A 16276-nucleotide genomic window follows, 5' to 3' on the forward strand; every position below is an offset into this window, starting at 1 on the left:
TCCAACCCCCCGCATGCCCTTATTTCGCGTATCCCGAATTCCCTCCCTGATCGCCTCGACCCCGAGGGGAACAACGGTTCAGCACGTCGGAGGTGGGGTCGGGGAACCCCGGCTCTCCGCGGGCACACCACGGGAAGTCGCACACAATGACCATGGAACGGCCACAGCCGTACCGCCACCCGGAACGACCGGGGAACGGGGCCGAGGGACCCGCTCCGCTCATCCGCAACCAGGACTTCCAGGCCCTGTGGGCCGGCCGCTTCTTCGCGGGATTGGGCAAGGAGAGCGGCGAGGTCGCCTACCCCCTGCTGATCCTCCTCCTGGCCGGGTCCGCGTCCCAGGCGGGCATCATCGGCGCCGCGCAGGTCGCCACCACCATGATCACGGCCGTGGTCGGAGGTGCCCTCGCCGACCGCGTCAACCGGCGCGCCATCCTGCTCGTCTGCGACATCGGACGGCTCCTGCTCCTCGTCGCCTTCGCCTCGCTACTGCTCAACGGTGAGGCCGACGTGCCGCTCGTCATCGGGGTGGCGGTCACCTCCTCGGCCCTCACGGGTGTCTCCAACCCGGTGGCCATGGCGGCGATCAAACAGCTCGTCCCGTCCTCGCAGATCGCGAGCGCGTCGGCGCAGAACCAGATCCGTTTCTTCAGCACCACCGCGCTGGGCGCGCCGCTCGCCGGTTCGCTGTTCGGCCTGGGTCGCGCCTTCCCGTTCCTCGCAGAGGCGGTCTGCTACCTGTTGTCCACGGCGCTGCTCCTGCGCATCCGCCGACCCATGCAGGCCCCTAGGCGCGCCGAAGGGGAACCGTGGACCCTGCGCGGCACCGTCACCGGGTTCGTGCTCCTGGCCCGGCACCCGATCCTGCGGCCGATGATGTGCTGGATCATCGGGTTCAACCTCGCCTTCACCCAGACGGGTGTGTTCCTCGCGATCATCGCCACCGCGAACGAACGAGGTGCCTCCAACCTGCTGGTCGGAGTGACCGTGTCACTGGCCGGGATGGGCGGGCTGGCCGGAGCGTTGGCGGCCGGTCCGGTGTTGCGGGCGGTGAGCCCCTCCCGGATCCTCCTCTTCGCCGCGTGGTCGGCTCCGGTCTGCGCGCTCGTCCTGGTGGTCACGCCCGGAGTGCTTCCGCTGGGGATGATCGTGGCGTTCGTCTTCGCCGCGGTCCCCTGCGTCAACGCGGTCTTCTTCGGTTACGTGGCCGCCACGGTGCCCGACCACTACCAGGGGCGGGCCCTGGGCGCGGTGACCTTCATGGCGCTGCTGTCCCAACCGATCGGCATCGTCGGGGTGGGGGTGGTCTTCGACCTGGCCGGCCCGATCGCGGTGTTCGTGACGATGGCGGTGGTGTCCGCGCCGGCCGCGCTGTTCACCCTCGGACCCACCATGCGCGCCCTGCCTCGCCCGGATGAGGTCGCCGTCCTCTGAGGAGCCGTTCCCCGCCGTTCCGGCCGCCCGTCGAGCGCGCCGTGACCCCTTGGTCCCGCGGGGTCACGGCGCGCTCGGGCCATCGGTACCGGTCAGCCGGTGACCGGCATGGCCATCACCGGATCGGAGGTGGGTTGCTCGGACCCGCCCTCGGGCTCGATGGTGACGGCGACGCCGTCGGTCTCCTCGTCCTGCGGGGTGGCCAGAACCGGGAGTACGAAACCCTCCTGGTCGACCGAGAGCGTCCCGGCCGAGTAGACCGACCCGTCCGGCCGGCTCAGCCACAGCTGGTAGTCCTCGTCGTGCAGGTCCTCCAGACCGTGCGCGCTGAACACCAGGTCGCCCAGGGACTCGGAGCGCACCACCGTGACGCTCACACCCTCCATGGGCTCGGCGCTGGTGGTGACGGCGTCCGGCGCGGCCAGCACCGCGGCGATCTGCCGCTCGTTGCCGCGCAGCTCGTTCACCTGTTCACGCTGGTCGAGCACCACCGCGCCCAGGGCGATGACCGCGGCCAGGCAGGCGGCCAACACCAGACCCAGCGTCCATGGAAGTCCGCGGCGGCGGGGCTCGGGCAGGCGCTCGGGGGCGGGGGCGAGCTGACGGGTCCGGGAGACCTCCTCCAGCACCTTCGCCCGAAGCTCCGCGGGCGGTGTCTCGGCGGCCGTGGCGGCCAACCGCGCGGAGGTCTCGGTGAAACCCCGCACCTCCTGTACACAGGAGTCGCAGTCGGCCAAGTGGTCCTCGAAGCGCACGCTCTCGCTCGGAGTGAGGGCGTTCAACGCGTAGGCGCCGGTCAGCGTGTGCAGGTCCGGGCTGAGCGACCTTCTCACCACTCCACCCCCAAACAGTCCCTGAGTCGAATGAGTCCGTCGCGCATCCTGGTCTTGATGGTGCCCAGGGGCGTCGACAACAGGCGTGCCACATCACGGTAGGTGTAGCCGCCGTAGAAGGCCAGGCGCACCGACTGCTCCTGGAGTTCCGTGAGGTTCTCCAGACATCGTCGGACACGATCGCGTTCGAGCCGGTTCGTGGCCTCCTCGGCCACCTGGTCATAGGGGCGTTCGGTGTCGCCCGCCGCAGCTCGGGACTCCCGGTCGGTGGCCGCCTGCTCCGAACGCACCCGGTCCACCGCCCTGCGGTGGGCCAACGTCATCACCCACGCCTGGGGGCTCCCCCGGCGCGGGTCGTAACGACAGGCACTGCGCCACACCTCCACCAGCACCTCCTGGGAGACCTCCTCCGACTGGGCGGGGTCCCGTAGAACACGCTTGACCAGCCCGTACACGGTCGGGCTGATCAGGTCGTACACCCTGTCGAACGCCTGCTCCTCGCCGCGCGCCACGCGGCTCAGAAGATCCTCCAACCCGAGAGGGCCCTCCGGGGAGGACCCCTGCGGTGCCGCCGTTGCCCTGTCCATCTACGGCCTTCCGGTGGGGAGTCGTGGTCTGGTGGTCACGGTGCGATGGGTGGTCCCGGGCGGCCCGTCCTCGAAGTTCGAGCCGCCCGGGTGCTCGGTTCAGCCTCCCATCAGGAAGGCATCAGCACGGTGTCGACGATGTAGACGGTGGCGTTCGCGGTCTGCACGTTGCCGCACACCACCTGGGACTCGTCGTTCACGGTGAACTCCTCGCCGGAGCCGCTGGTGGTGACGTCCTCGCCCTGCAGGGAGGTGAACGTGCCGTCCGCCAGGTCCTCGGGAGCGTGTGTGCCCTCGACGACGTGGTAGGTCAGCACCTCGGTGAGCTGCTCCTGGTCGGCCAACAGCGCGTCCAGGTCCTCCTGCGGGATCGCCTCGAAGGCGTCGTTGGCGGGAGCGAAGACGGTGATGTCCTCGGCGGAGTTCAGCGTGTCGACCAGGTCGGCCTCCTCCACGGCGCTGACCAGGGTGGACAGGAGCGGGTTGTTGGAGGCCGCGGTGGCGACCGGGTCCTGGGCCATGCCCTCGAAGCTGCCGTCACCGTCTTCGGGCACGTCGGCGCAGCCCGGGCCGAAGTTCTCGCCCGCGGTCTCCGCGCCCTCGTCGGTGCTCTCCTCCTCCATGCCATCGGTGTTCTCGGTGGTCTCCTCGGCGCCACCCATCTCCGGGGACTCCTCGGCCGCGCCGTCCATGTCGCCACAGGCCGAGAGACCGAAGGCGAGCACGGCGGCGGCAGCGGTGGCGGTGAGCGTGTTCTTGCGGAGCATGGTGTTCATCTCTTCTCCCGTTGTTCCCTCTGGTCACATCTGTGGGTGTTGACGATCTGCGGTTGTGTCGAGCCGTTGTCGCGGATGAGGTCTGTGGTGTTCAGCCGGCGGTGAAGCGGATCCGATGCCACCCGGTGGCCCCGTCCGGGATCGGGTCGACCCGTTCGGCCGGCTGGGTGAAGCCGGTGGAATCGGTGGCCCGTACCTCCACCGAGTGCATGCCGGGGTCGACGTCGACCTCGGCCACCCACTGCACCCAGGTGTCGATGCCGGGGACGGCGGCCAGGTCCGCCTCCCACCAGTCGCCGTCGTCGACACGCACCTCCACGGCGTCGATCCCGCGGTGCTGGGCCCAGGCGACCCCGGCCAGGACGACCTCGCCGGCGTCCACACGACCCAGCGGGGAAGGCACGTCGATCCGGGACATGGTCTTGATCGGAGCGCGCACGCCCCACCCGCGCCGGGCCCAGTACGCCTGGTCGTCCGCGAAACGGGTGAGCCTGATCTCGGTGACCCACTTGGTGGCGCTGACGAACCCGTACAGGCCGGGCACCACCATGCGAGCGGGGTAGCCGTTGACGTGGGGGAGCGGTTCGCCGCCCATCCCCACGGCGAGGAGGGCGTCGCGCCCGTCCATGACCACCTCGGTGGGGGTGCCGCAGGTCCAGCCGTCGTGCGAGGTGCTGAGGATCTGGTCGGCGTCGGCGTGGACCCCCGCTTCGCGCAGCAGGTCGGCGAGGGGGAACCCGAGCCAGCGGGTGTTGCCGACCAGGTCCCCGCCGACCTGGTTGGACACACAGGTCAGGGTGGTGTCGGTCTCGACGAGTTCGCGGGACAGCAGTTCGTCCATGTCGATCTCGAAGGGCCGGTCCACGAGTCCGTGCACACGCAGGGTCCAACGATCGGAGTCCAGGCGCGGGATGGTGAGGGCGGTGTCGATCCGGTAGAAGTCCCGGTTCGGGGTCGTGAAGGGCGCCAGTCCCGGAACGCCGAGGTCGACCCCGGAGGGCGGCGCCGGCAGGGGCTCGGCGGGTGCGGGCAGCGCCAGTGCGCTTCGCGATCCGGTACCGCCGGTCATGGAGGGAAGGAACCGCCCCAGGGCACCGGCGGAACCGGTGGCGGCGAGGACCCCGGCCGCGGTGAGTACGAAACCGCGCCTCCCAGGTCCTCGGTCCGGCCCCGGCGCGGGGGGTGTTCCACCCTCCGCTTCCGCCGGTGCCCGAGGCTCCCCCTTCTCTCCCCCGGTTTCGAGGGCCGGGCGAGCGCTCCTGAGAAGGAGCCACAGCGCCACGGCGCCCGCCGCCCCGCCGACGACCACGGCCGAGGCCGCTCCCAGGTCATCGGCGCGGCGGAGGAACACGGCGGCGAGCCCCACCACCGTGAACAGGAGCAGCCCCACGTATCCGACGGCCGGGCGGCGCGGTGACACGACACCGAGCAGCGCGCCGGCCAGGACGAGGACGACCACGACCCCGGTGATCAGTACGGCCTTGTCGGCCGTGCCGAAGAGCGAGATCGCCCACTCCATGAGGAACGGGGGACTGTTGTCGACGAGCGCGTCGCCGACCGTGACCACCGGCGAGGTCGCACGCGTCAGTCCGGCGGTGAGTTCGCCGAATCCGAGGGCCGCCCCGACGACGAGCAGGCCGAGACCCACCCCGACCATGAGGTGCCGGGTGTCGCGTTGCGGGCGTCGTGTCCCGCGTTCCTTGGTGGTCACGTCGGGTATTCGGCGCCGACGCGGGGGCGGATGGGTCGGTCGACGACTTTTCTCGGGATTCTTTTTCCAAGCGCCCGGAGCCACCGTGCGCCCGCCGTCGACGTGGGTTTCGCGGCCCACGTCGAGTGGTGTGCCGGAACGCGAGGCGGTGTGTCAGGACGGGATGAGGAGCATGCCCACCACATGGACGGTGGCGTTGGTGGTCCGCACGTCGGCACAGACCACCGGGGCGTAGCCGTCGATCGTGTACTCGCCCTCGTCCGCGGTGGCACGGATCCGGTCGCCGTTGAGGGTGTCGAAGGAGCCGCCGTCCAGATCGGCGCTGCCGAACTCGCCGAGGACGACGTGGTGGCCCAGAAGGTGCGCCGGCCCGTCGGGGGAGTCCAGCAGCTCCTGGATCGCCGGGGTGGGATACATGTCGAAGGCGTCGTCGGTGGGGGCGAACAGGGTCATGTCGTCGGCCGTGTCCAGGTCCGATCCCAGACCGGATCGCTCCACCACCTCGGCCAGGCGGCCCAGAAAGGGGCTGTCGGCGATGGCGGTGGAGAGGGGGCGGTCGGCCATCGCGGAGAGGCTTCCGGGTCCCGTGTCGGGGAAGTCCGCGCAACCGGGGCCGAAGGCTTTGACCGGTTCGACGCCGGCCTCGGCGCTGTGGCCGTGTTCTTCGCCCTCACCCTCGCCGTTGCCACCGGAACAGGCGGCGAGGGAGAGGAGGAGTACGGCACACCCGGCCGTGAGGGTGGTTCGGTGCATCTTCCGCCCCGATGGATGACTCGACGTTACGAGTTCATCACGTTACGTGTGAATCGCTTGCATCGAGAGCCGCGACGCGCATATGCGCGAACGCGAAACGGGGCACCGGCCAACGCTCCGGAACGCCCCGCCATGGAATCCGCCTATACGGGTCATGGCTGGCCAGGGCGGGTGCCGTGACTCTTCTTGGGGCACTGTGGTCGGTTCGACCCCGTGAGTGCAGGAAGATGTTGCCGGTACGTCCTCTCAACGATCGGAGTTCCCCCACATGGCGCGGAAGAAGCACCTAACCGTGGTCGCGCTCATGGTCTCGGGCAGCCTCCTCCTCAGTGGCTGCGCCCCCGTGTCCGACTGGTGGTCCGAAACCTTCGGAGACGCGTCCGGACCGCCCGAGGTCAGGGAGGAGTTCCCCTACGTACGCGAGGGACGCATCTTCCAGGACACCGGACAGGACGCCGAGATGCGCTTCGCCGTCACCGGACTGGAGCGCACCGACGACTACACGGTCATGCACTACGAGGTCACCTACCTGGACGATTTCGCCGGGCCCAACCGGAACCTGAGCATGGCCCACACCCTGGTCGACCCCCTCACCGGACGCGTCTACCGACAGTTCCTCGACGGCGAGGGCCTCAAGTACGGATCGGAGAGCCCCAACGAGGACGGGCTCTACCCGGTGCACGACGGGGTCACCAACGAGTACACCCGCTACTTCCCCCGCATTCCCGACGAGGTGTCCCAGGTGACGTTCGTCGGCAGCGGGCTGGGCGCCATGACCGGCATCCCCGTCCAGGACGTGGAGACCGAGCGGGAGGACCCGGAGAACCCCAACGGGCCCGACCACCTGACCTTGGACGACCCGCCCGCACGGGGTGAGAACCTCGTCTTCGCCAACCGTCGCCCCGACGAGGACGCCCTCGCCGACGAGGGTTGGGTACAGAGCTTCGTCGACTCCGAGATCGCCTCCACCACCCGGGACGGCGACCGCGAGATCATCTCGCTGCACTCGGACGTGATGTTCGAGTTCGACCGCTCGGACCTGACCGACGACGCCGAGGACGTGGTCCGCCGCGCCGCCACCACCCTGGCCCAGAACGTCGACCCCGACGAGCCCAGCATCACCGTGGTCGGCCACACCGACGGCATCGGTGACGACGCCTACAACGACAACCTGTCGGTGGAACGCGCCGAGAGCGTACGGGACCTGCTCGCCGAGGAACTCGGGACCGACTACCAGCTGGAGGTCGAGGGTCGCGGCAAGCGCGAGCCCATCGCCCGCGAGGGCGGTTCCGACGACGAGGAGGCGCGGGCCCGCAACCGGCGCGTGGAGTTCTCCTACGTCTTCAACCCGACGGTGGAGGCCACCGAGGACGAGGAGTACGACGACGACGGCCTCGGCGTGGCCCAGCGCAACGTGACCTGGCCCGCCCCCTACAGCGACGACCCGGGTTCCGTGGTCGCCGAGGGGGAGGAGAACGGGATCCGGCTGGAGATCTACCCGTTGCGCCGTGACGGCGCCTACGTCATCGGCACCGTGGCGATGACCAACACCACCGACGAACCGCTCGCCCCCGAGCTGGGCGGCAGTGAGACGGTGGCCGGTGGCCCCGAGCAGTTCAACAAGGGCACCCTGGGCGGGTTCCAGTTGTACGAGCCGGAGGGCGGACTGGTCCGCTACGTGGCGCAGATGGACTTCGGAGAGAACCGCTACAGCAGCTTCGCCGAGGAGGTGCACACCATCCAGCCCGGCAACACGCACGAGCTGGTCGCGGTGTTCCCCGCCCCGCCGGTGGACATCGAGGAGCTCACGATGCGCGCCGGCCCCTTCGGTGAGTTCGAGGAGATCCCCGTCGAGTACTAGGGGTACGTGAACAGGGAGGGGCCCGACACGATGTCGGGCCCCCCTCCCTTGTCGTTTCCCGGGGCCGGCTCTCAGGGGGAGTCGGTGTCCGCCGAACGGTCGGGCAGGCCCGCGGCGAGCCGGAGCCGGACGAACTCCTCGGTCAACATCGCGGGCGTGTAGTGGGCGTTGCGTCCGCTCGGATTGGGCAGCAACCACAGCCGGGTTCGACCGATGGTCTCCTCCTGAGGGCCGACCTTCGGTCGCCTGACCCCGAAGGCCGCCCGGTAACCGGTGATGCCCAGGAACGTCAACCACGCGGGGGCCAGGTCGAGGATCTTGCCGCGCAGCTCTTCGGAGCCTTGGACGAACTCCTCGGGTGCGAGTTCGTCCGAACCGCGGGTGGTGCGCGCGACGAGGTTGGTGATCCCCAACCCCAGTCGGGGCAGCTCCCACTCCCGGTCGGGGGTGTAGCGGCCCGGGGTGAACCCGGACCGGCCCAGCGAGGGCCAGAAGCGGTTGCCGGGGGTGGCGAAGTGGTGTCCGCGCACCGCGCTGGTCAGCCCGGGATTGAGCCCGCAGAACACCACCGACAACCCTTCGACGAGTACGTCGGGCACCAGGAGGTCGCGGCCGGCGTCGAGCTCCTCTCGGCTCAGTCCCCCGACCCCTCGTGTGGGTCCGCTCCCTGCCTCACCGGCCATGACACTAGTTTCGGATCTGACCGGCGGCCTGCAACACGACACGCTCCAGGTCGCCCCGCTCGACGTCTTCGTTGAAGACGATGGCGGTGACGTGGAAGTCGCCGGGCAGTTGCAGGTACAGGTGGCGGCTGGAGCCGTCCACGGTGCCCACGTACTCCAGGTCGCCGTCGAGGTCGTCGGACTCCTCCGTGTGGTAGGTGTCCACGTCCACGTCGACGTCCACCTCCCAGTTCATCTCGGCCTCCGAACCGGGAACCTCGATGACGTCCGGGTTGGCGCTCGGGTCGGCGCCGGAGGTGAACAGGAGGGTGAAGGAGGGGGTGCCCGGTGCGGCGTTCCCGTCGCTGTAGGTGCAGGAGAGCTGTTCGGCGTCGTCGACCCCGTCGATCGCTCCGCTCTCCTCGGTGAGGACGGTGCCGGGGGCGAGGTCGCCGACGATCTGCGCGGCGCCCGCCGCCTCGCACGACTCGGGGAGTCCGTAGGAGGAGTCCTCCTGTTCCTCGGCCTCCTCCTCGCCGGGGCTGGGACTCGCGCTCGCCTCCTCGTCCGGTGACTCCGAGCCGTCGCCGCTGGACAGGTTCATATCCAGGTCGAGGTCGACCACGTCACAGCCGACGAGGACGAAACCGCCGATGACGACCGCGGCGACGGCCGTGCCCAGGCATGACAGGGGAGTGGACGGAATCAGGCGCATGGGTGGCTTTCGGTTCGGGGTGCGCCGGGCACGTGGGAGGGGCGCCGGCGGGGGACACACAGGGAAACTTAGCAACTCCGGGAAGCACGGGGGCACAGACGGCGGGGCCGGGCCGAGGACATCCCCTCGGCCCGGCCCCGTTTCCGGGTCACCTCGTGGCCGAACCCGACGTGGTCGGCCGTGACGCGGTGGGTCAGAGGTTGATCATGTGCCCGGCCAGGCCGTGCACGGCCTCCTTGACCGCTTCGCTCAGGGTCGGGTGGGCGTGGATGTTGCGAGCCACCTCGTGCACCGTCAGGTCCCACTGCTGGGCCAGGGTCAGCTCCGGCAGCAGTTCGGTGACGTCCGGCCCCACCATGTGGGCGCCCAGGAACTCGCCGTACTTCCCGTCCGAGACGATCTTGACGAAGCCGCGGACGTCGCCGAGCCCGTGGGCCTTGCCGTTGGCCATGAACGGGAACTTGGCGACCTGGACGTCGTAGCCCGCCTCCCTCGCCTGGGTCTCGCTGTAGCCGAAGCTGGCGATCTGGGGCTGGCAGTAGGTGGCGCGCGGGATGAACCGGTAGTCGATCTCCTGCGTCTCGGCGCCCGCGATGGTCTCCGAGGCGACGATGCCCATGGCCTCGGCGGTGTGCGCCAGCATCAGCTTGGCGGTGACGTCGCCGATCGCGTAGATGTGCGGCACGTTGGTGCGGCCTCGGGAGTCGATGCCGATCGCGCCCCGGTCGGTGAGCTCCACCCCGGCCTTGTCCAGGCCGTAGCCCTCGACGTTGGGGGAGAAACCGATCGCCTGGAGCAGTTTGTCGGCCTCCAGGGTCTGTTGCCCTCCGTCCTTGCCGGTGACCGTGACCCGCACACCCGAACCGGAGTCCTCGACGTTCTCCACCTTGGTGGAGGTCAGGACCTTCACGCCGAGCTTCTTGTAGGCGCGGGAGATCTCCTTGGAGACCTCCTCGTCCTCCGCCGGCACCATGCGGTCGAGGAACTCCACGATGGTGACGTCGACCCCGTAGTTGGCCATCACGAAGGCGAACTCGACGCCGATGGCGCCGGCGCCCGCGATGATGATGCTTTCGGGTAGTTCCTCGGTGAGGATCTGCTCCTCATAGGTCACGACGCGCTCGGAGAGCGAAGTGCCCGGGATGAGCTTGGTGGAGGAGCCCGCGGCGATGATCGAGTTGTCGAAGGTGATCGACTCGGTCTCCCCGTCCGCGTTCCGCACCTCGATGGTGTGGTCGTCCACGAAGGTGCCGCGCCCGTTGAACTCGGTGATCTTGTTCTTCTTCATGAGGAAGTGGACACCCTTGACCCGGCCGTCCGCGACCTCACGGCTTCGGCTGAACGCCTTGCCGTAGTCGAACTCGACCTTGCCCTCCACCTTGATGCCGAAGGTGTCGGCGTCGTTGTGGAACAGGTGCGCGAGCTCCGCGTTGCGAAGGAGTGCCTTGGAAGGGATGCAGCCCACGTTGAGGCAGACCCCGCCCCAGTACTTCTCCTCGACGATCGCGGTCGTGAGGCCCAGTTGGGCGGCGCGGATCGCCGCGACGTAACCGCCGGGCCCGGCGCCGAGGACCACCAGATCGAAGTGTCGCTGTCCCATGACGGGATCTCCTTGAGTGTGTTTGTGACGCACCCAGCGCAGCCGGCTTGCCCGGGGTGTCGGATTGCCGGACGCCAGCCTAGTCGCGCACAGGCCACCTGTGTGCGACCGGTTGTCACGCAAGCGTCACTTAACGCTGTCTTCGCTGGTGGCGGTGGGTTCGGTGGGGGTGGAGTCTCCCGGTCCGGGGGCGCCTCCGGAGCCGGTGGAGGCGCTTGCGGAGCCTTCGGACTCGATCCGGTCGGTCTCGGCGTCGTATTCGGCGGCGGCCAGGTCCAACGCCTCCTTCTTGCGCGCCTTCTGGTCGCGGCCGGCGGTGAGGGTCGGGTACAACGCCATGCCGAAGATGAGCGCGAGCATGATCCACAGGGCGTACTTGTCGACCATCAGGACGAGGTCCACCCCGGACTGCCCGGAGACGTATCCGACGTAGGCGACGAACGTGGTGATCATGAGGGCGCCCAGGGCGTCCAGGAGGAGGTAGGTGCGCAGCCGCATCCCGTTGGCGCCGGCCATCACGTGGGGGATGCCCGCGGGGACGCCCGGCAGGTAGCTCAGCGGGATGAGGACGCGCATCACCCACGGATTCATCGTCTCCAGGCGGTCGGCGAGGCGGCGCCCGCGCTCACCCTGGATGAGGAAGTTGACGATGCCTCGGCCCCAGCGGTGACCCAACCACCAGAACACCCAGTCGATCTTGATCTTGCCGATCACACCGGCCAGGACGATCAGCCACAGGGAACCCTCGCCGATGCTCGCGAAGGCGGAGGCGGCACCGACCGCGGCATGACTTCCGGTGACCAGGGCCAGGGGCAGAGGGTGGTCGGCGATGAACAGCGGACGCAGCGGGAGGGTGAGCAGCATCAGCGCCGGAAGGATGATGGCGACGGCGAGCAGCACCTTGTCCTGGCGCTGCATCTCGCCCTTCCACGGCTTCATGGAGCGGAGGATCTCCTTGCCGAGCTCCGCCTCCTGTACGCCCCAGGCCTCCTCCGCGGCCTTCAGGGCCTCCTCACGGGTGGGGCGGCGGGCGCTGTTCGGACCGTCGTCGGAACCAGGGTTCGAGTCGGCGTCGTGCCGGGGAACGGGCGTCGTCGTCATCATGTCCCCAGGTTCCCGCGAGGTCCCACTCGCGCAGTAGTCGTAGGAGTCACCGGAGCGGTGTGAGCCGTGCGTGGACGCGAGATGACATGTGTCATGCGTCCCGCGCCCCCACGCACGTCACAGGGTAGGGCGTCGCGAGCCGTGCGGCCCCGGTGCCGTCAGCGACGGGGTGGGTCCAGCGGCCACTTCCAGTGCGGCGCCCAGGTGGAGGCGTCCGATACGCCGGGCGGCATCGGCGGCAGCAGTCGGCGACCGGGTGGGAGGTCCTCCTCTTCCGTCTCCTCGGAGGCGTCCTTCGAGGAGGGCGGGTCGAGGGGGTCGTCCCAACGAGGTGCGGCCGGGGTGTCCGTCCAAGCAGGCGAGTCGGGGGAGTCGAACGAGGAGGGGGAATCGGAGGAGGGTTCCGAGCGGGTGTTCCAGGACGGTGAGTCGAGGGCATCACCCCAGGTGGGCGAGTCGAGGGCGTCGGTCCAGGAAGGCGAATCCGCGCCGCCGCGCGCGCTGCCGAACGGGTCGGGGTCGCGGAAGGGGCCCGGGTCCGGGATCGCCTGCGGTTCGTCGTCGACCCGTGGCGGGGCGGCGGCCCAGGGGGCCGGCACCACGAAGTCGTCGGGTTCGTCCTCCTCGACGTGGGTCGATGGGATCGGTGCGTCGGAGGGCGTGAACGAAGCGGGGGACGACGAGGGGCCGAGGGGATCGTCGTCGAACGGAGACCCGCCACCGAAGAGGGAGTCGAAGTCCGGTTCGGGGGCGTCGGAGCGCATTCGGGGGTCGGGCGCGTCGAGATCGGGGTCCAGGGCGGAGAACGGGGCGGACAACGGACCCGAGTCCACCTCGGCGAAGTGCGCGGCCACACCGAAATGCCGCGGGGGTCGTCGGTACGTGCCCGTGTCCTCGTTCTCGATCGCCGGGGCCATGGGGTGACGGACGCTTCCCGCCGGATGGAGTCGCGACCACCAGGCGGCCGTCTCCTCCCCGTGCAGTTCGGACAGGACGGTGAGCGCGCCGACGATGTGCGGGTGGCGACGCCCGGCCCGCCAGGAGTGCGACAGTGACTGGGGCTCCAGGACGAGGACGCGTTCACCGTCCACCTCGGGGATGTCCCCGGGGCAGGCCTCGTTTCCCACCCAGGTACCGTCGCCGCCGACCAGGTCCCACTCGCCGCGCACCACGTCGGCCAGCGGATCCACCTGACCGTCCTGGGAGGCGACCACCCAACGGGGGTCCGGGCGGGTACCGGACAGCCGCAGCCCCTCCTTGCCGATCAGGGCGTCGGCGAGCAGCGTGTGCAGCTGGAAGTTGTCGCTCACGCCGTCGAACCGGACGCGGAAGCCTCGCCACGAAGCGCGGTCCAGGACGAGCACACGGCTCACCTCGGCCATGCGCAGCAGTTCGGCGACCTCACCGAACTCGCTCAACCGGGTGGACAGGGCCTCGACGATCTGGCCCAGTCCGTCCAGGGCGCTGGGGTCCGCGCGCACGGCCGAACGCACGCCGGAGTCGCTCAGCATCGCCTTGGCGGCGAGCCCGTAGCGCTGGGCGGTCCACCAACCCGTGGTGGCGAGGGGCGCGTTGTCACCGAGGACCTCCTCGACCCGGCTCTCCTCCTCGTCGCCCACCTGGGAGGGCGCGGGCAGCGTACCGCCTCCGGTCTTGTCCCAGGCGTGCATGAACGCCACGGCGGCCTGGCCGTAGCCGCCGACCTGTCGCAGCACCTCCAGACCGGCCTGCCCGGCGGGTGTGCCGGACTCGGCCAGGGCACCGGCCAGGACGGAGAGATCGGCCGCGACACCCGCGTAGGGTTCGCAGTCGCCCAGTACCGGAGCCAGGGCTTCGAGGGCGATTTCGAGTTCCTCTTTGGGCACACTGGAGGACAGCCGGAAGGCTTCCTTCACGGCCTCAGGGAAGTCGTGGGCCTGGCCGGCGGCGGTGTCGAGCACCCGTTGGAACGCGGCGCGGAACTCTTCAATCACCCCAGAATCCTGTCATACCCGCACTGTCTTGTTGTGATCCGGATGCATGTGCACGAAACGGGCGAGTGGTGGGAGCGGCGCAGGTGAGGGGGCCCGACCGGGCAGGAAGGCCGAAAAATCAAGCGGGGTCGTGGATCCGGACTTCTCGCCCGCCCTGACCTGGGGAGAGGAAGTCGAGCAGCCGGCGGCCCTCTTCGACGATCTCCTCGGTCTCGGAGCCGGTGAGAGTGCGGAAGGGGGCCACCTCCAGGGACGGGGTGTGAGTGGAGGAACGGGTGGGGCGGATGTGGTTCACCTTCCACGTGGCCGCCACCGAACCGTCCAGGAGGACCGTCGAGGGCGGCATCCCGTTGCGGACGGCGATACGGCGCCGGGCCTCGTCGGAGATCACACGAGTGCGGTCGGCGTGGGCGCGGAGGATGTTGTCGAAGTCGTAGAGGAAGCGGACGGGCGCGGGGGTGTCGGCGTGCAGGTCCGGGTAGAGGTCGGAGCCGGGGCGAGGGGCGTGGGGCAGATCGAACAGCTCGACGGGCCTGGCGGGTCTACGACCTCCCTCGGGCCTCTCGTCCTGTTCGGTGTGGAAGGACACCAGCCGGTCGCGCAGGCCCTCCACCACCGATTTGAGGCGGGTCGACCCGGACCAGGCCTGGATGTCCTGGACGCTCGCCGGTCCGTAGGCGGCCAGGTAGCGCAGGACCAGGCGCTCCCGGTCGGGTTCGGCGTCCATGGGCAGCCCGGTCCAGGTGTCCGCGGGGGCCAGCGCCGGGGGTCCCGAGGCGCCCCACACACCGCGTGGCGGGACCTGGACGACCGGTAGGAGACAGCGCACCACGTAGGAGAGGTGCGGTCCGGGAACGCCCGGCCAGCGCTCCGCCAGACGCTCTCCCAGCAGTTTGGGGGTGAGCGGTTCCTCCTCCAGGATCTTGCGCGCCATGTCGAGAACGGCGGAGCGGTCCAAGCCGGCGGTCGCCTTGCCATGGGAACTGTTCTCCAGGTCCCTGGCCATGACCTCACCGGTGGTGCCACGCAGCCACCGGGCCTCCTGCGGGGTCACCAGGTGCAGGGTGGAGCGCATCAGCGACATGCGGACCAGCGCGCCCTCGGTGAGCAGACGGCCCATCTCGTGCGGATCGGGGGATCGCAGCCGGTTCTGCAGGGCGACGTACCAGGTGTGCGTGGTCTGCGCCTGGAGCCCGCCCAGGCGGGTGACCAACTCGACGATCGGCAGGTCCACACGTTCGAGGAGGAACTGGCGGGCCAGGGTCGCGCGGTTGAGCGCGCGGCGGCTGAGGACGGTGGCCATCGGGTGCACTCCGGGTTCCGTTGCGTGTCGGAACCCTACCCACCGACACCGACGATCCGAGGCCGATCCCGTCGAAACGGAGAAAAAGGGCGGCCCTAAGCTGCGACACGAAGGTGACGACGAGCCGTCTGGGGACGAAATGGTGGAGAACCACGTGTGGGCGGAGCGGGCGCGGGTCCGATTGGAGAACGCGTACGTACGACTCACCCCGCTCCAGGAAGGCGATCGAGACGGTTGGCGGGAGCAGGCGCTCGCCCCCGACATTTGGACGCACTTCACCACCAGGGTGGATGACGCCGCGGGCTTCGAGCGCTTCTTCGACTCCTACCTGGAGGCGAGCGAGAAGGGGAAACGGACCACGTTCACCATCACCGACCTGGTCGACGGACGGGTCGCGGGCAGCATGAGTTACGGCAACCTCTCGGAGCCGGACCTGCGCCTGGAGATCGGTAGCTCCTGGCTGGGGCGCGACTTCCGCGGTCGGGGAGTCAACCACTGGGCGAAGTACCTGCTGCTGCGGCACGCCTTCGAGGCCATGGACGCCGAACGGGTGGAGTTCAAGACGGACGTGTTGAACGAGCGGGCCCGTCGGGGGCTGAGCGGGATCGGCGCCACGGAGGAGGGCGTTCTGCGCAGCTACAACGTGATGCCGGGAGGCCGGCGCCGGGACGCGGTGTACTACTCGGTGCTGCGCGCCGAGTGGCCACTCGTGCGTAGCCGTCTGGAGGAAGGGCCCCGCCGACGTTGAAAGCGGCACGCCGGCCGCCGTGGCCGACGCACGACCCCCGGGGCGGCTCACTTCCGTGAGCTCGGATCCCCGGGGGCGCCGGTGCGTGTTCGGGTGCCGGCGACGAGAAGCCGCCCCTGGTCACCGGTCCAGGAGTTGGGCGCAGCGGATCAGGCCCAGATGCGAGTAGGCCTGCGGGTGGTTGCCCAACGCGCGTTCGGTGACCGGGTCGAACTCC

The 16276-nt window shown here is 69.7% G+C and carries 14 protein-coding genes; 3 read left to right on the top strand and 11 right to left on the bottom strand.

All coding sequences use genetic code 11. From position 1 onward, the window contains the following. Positions 1–146 precede the first annotated feature (146 nt). Positions 147–1433 carry an MFS transporter gene (locus ACWGSK_RS27125; RefSeq protein ID WP_452457142.1) on the top strand — a complete coding sequence of 429 codons (1287 nt, stop codon included), beginning with the start codon at positions 147–149 and terminating at the stop codon, positions 1431–1433. 92 nt (positions 1434–1525) lie between these two features. Here ACWGSK_RS27125 and ACWGSK_RS27130 read toward each other — a convergent pair whose 3' ends face one another. The 5 genes from ACWGSK_RS27130 to ACWGSK_RS27150 all read right to left on the bottom strand — a co-directional run bounded on the left by ACWGSK_RS27130 (position 1526) and on the right by ACWGSK_RS27150 (position 6093). Then, positions 1526–2266 carry an anti-sigma factor gene (locus ACWGSK_RS27130; protein WP_358515453.1) on the bottom strand — a complete coding sequence of 247 codons (741 nt, stop codon included), beginning with the start codon at positions 2264–2266 and terminating at the stop codon, positions 1526–1528. Further along, positions 2263–2853 carry a sigma-70 family RNA polymerase sigma factor gene (locus ACWGSK_RS27135; protein ID WP_452457143.1) on the bottom strand — a complete coding sequence of 197 codons (591 nt, stop codon included), beginning with the start codon at positions 2851–2853 and terminating at the stop codon, positions 2263–2265. Before ACWGSK_RS27135 ends, ACWGSK_RS27130 begins: the two co-directional genes overlap by 4 nt. Positions 2854–2963: 110 nt before the next feature. Then, positions 2964–3620, bottom strand: coding sequence for a fasciclin domain-containing protein (locus ACWGSK_RS27140; protein ID WP_358515486.1), 657 nt, complete (start codon positions 3618–3620; stop codon positions 2964–2966). A gap of 100 nt (positions 3621–3720) precedes the next feature. Then, positions 3721–5349 carry a molybdopterin-dependent oxidoreductase gene (locus tag ACWGSK_RS27145; protein WP_452457150.1) on the bottom strand — a complete coding sequence of 543 codons (1629 nt, stop codon included), beginning with the start codon at positions 5347–5349 and terminating at the stop codon, positions 3721–3723. A gap of 144 nt (positions 5350–5493) precedes the next feature. Beyond that, entirely contained in the window at positions 5494–6093 is a 600-nt protein-coding gene (locus ACWGSK_RS27150) for a fasciclin domain-containing protein (RefSeq protein WP_452457144.1), read from the bottom strand. 268 nt (positions 6094–6361) lie between these two features. Here ACWGSK_RS27150 and ACWGSK_RS27155 point away from each other — a divergent pair, with 268 nt between their 5' ends. After that, positions 6362–7954: an OmpA family protein gene (locus ACWGSK_RS27155; protein WP_358515462.1), complete on the top strand. Its 1593-nt coding sequence runs from the start codon at positions 6362–6364 to the stop codon at positions 7952–7954. 71 nt (positions 7955–8025) lie between these two features. Here the strand turns inward: ACWGSK_RS27155 and ACWGSK_RS27160 are convergent, their stop codons facing one another. The 6 genes from ACWGSK_RS27160 to ACWGSK_RS27185 form a co-directional block, all read right to left on the bottom strand. Further along, positions 8026–8637, bottom strand: coding sequence for a mismatch-specific DNA-glycosylase (locus tag ACWGSK_RS27160; RefSeq protein ID WP_452457145.1), 612 nt, complete (start codon positions 8635–8637; stop codon positions 8026–8028). Between the two features lie 4 nt (positions 8638–8641). After that, positions 8642–9331, bottom strand: a complete 690-nt coding sequence (locus ACWGSK_RS27165; RefSeq protein WP_358515469.1) for a hypothetical protein — start codon at positions 9329–9331, stop codon at positions 8642–8644. Positions 9332–9524: 193 nt separating this feature from the next. Next, complete coding sequence (lpdA, locus tag ACWGSK_RS27170; protein WP_358515472.1) at positions 9525–10931, bottom strand: dihydrolipoyl dehydrogenase; 1407 nt, start codon at positions 10929–10931, stop codon at positions 9525–9527. 126 nt (positions 10932–11057) lie between these two features. Continuing rightward, the gene (locus ACWGSK_RS27175; RefSeq protein WP_452457146.1) at positions 11058–12035 is read right to left on the bottom strand and encodes a DedA family protein; all 978 of its coding nucleotides are present in this window, start codon (positions 12033–12035) and stop codon (positions 11058–11060) included. A 158-nt stretch (positions 12036–12193) separates the two neighbouring features. After that, entirely contained in the window at positions 12194–14008 is a 1815-nt protein-coding gene (locus tag ACWGSK_RS27180) for a hypothetical protein (RefSeq protein ID WP_358515477.1), read from the bottom strand. A gap of 118 nt (positions 14009–14126) precedes the next feature. Beyond that, entirely contained in the window at positions 14127–15311 is a 1185-nt protein-coding gene (locus tag ACWGSK_RS27185; RefSeq protein ID WP_452457147.1) for a winged helix DNA-binding domain-containing protein, read from the bottom strand. A 139-nt stretch (positions 15312–15450) separates the two neighbouring features. Here ACWGSK_RS27185 and ACWGSK_RS27190 point away from each other — a divergent pair, with 139 nt between their 5' ends. Next, positions 15451–16059, top strand: a complete 609-nt coding sequence (locus ACWGSK_RS27190; RefSeq protein WP_452457148.1) for a GNAT family N-acetyltransferase — start codon at positions 15451–15453, stop codon at positions 16057–16059. Positions 16060–16276: the final 217 nt, after the last annotated feature.

The sequence above is a fragment of the Nocardiopsis sp. NPDC055551 genome (assembly GCF_053619415.1).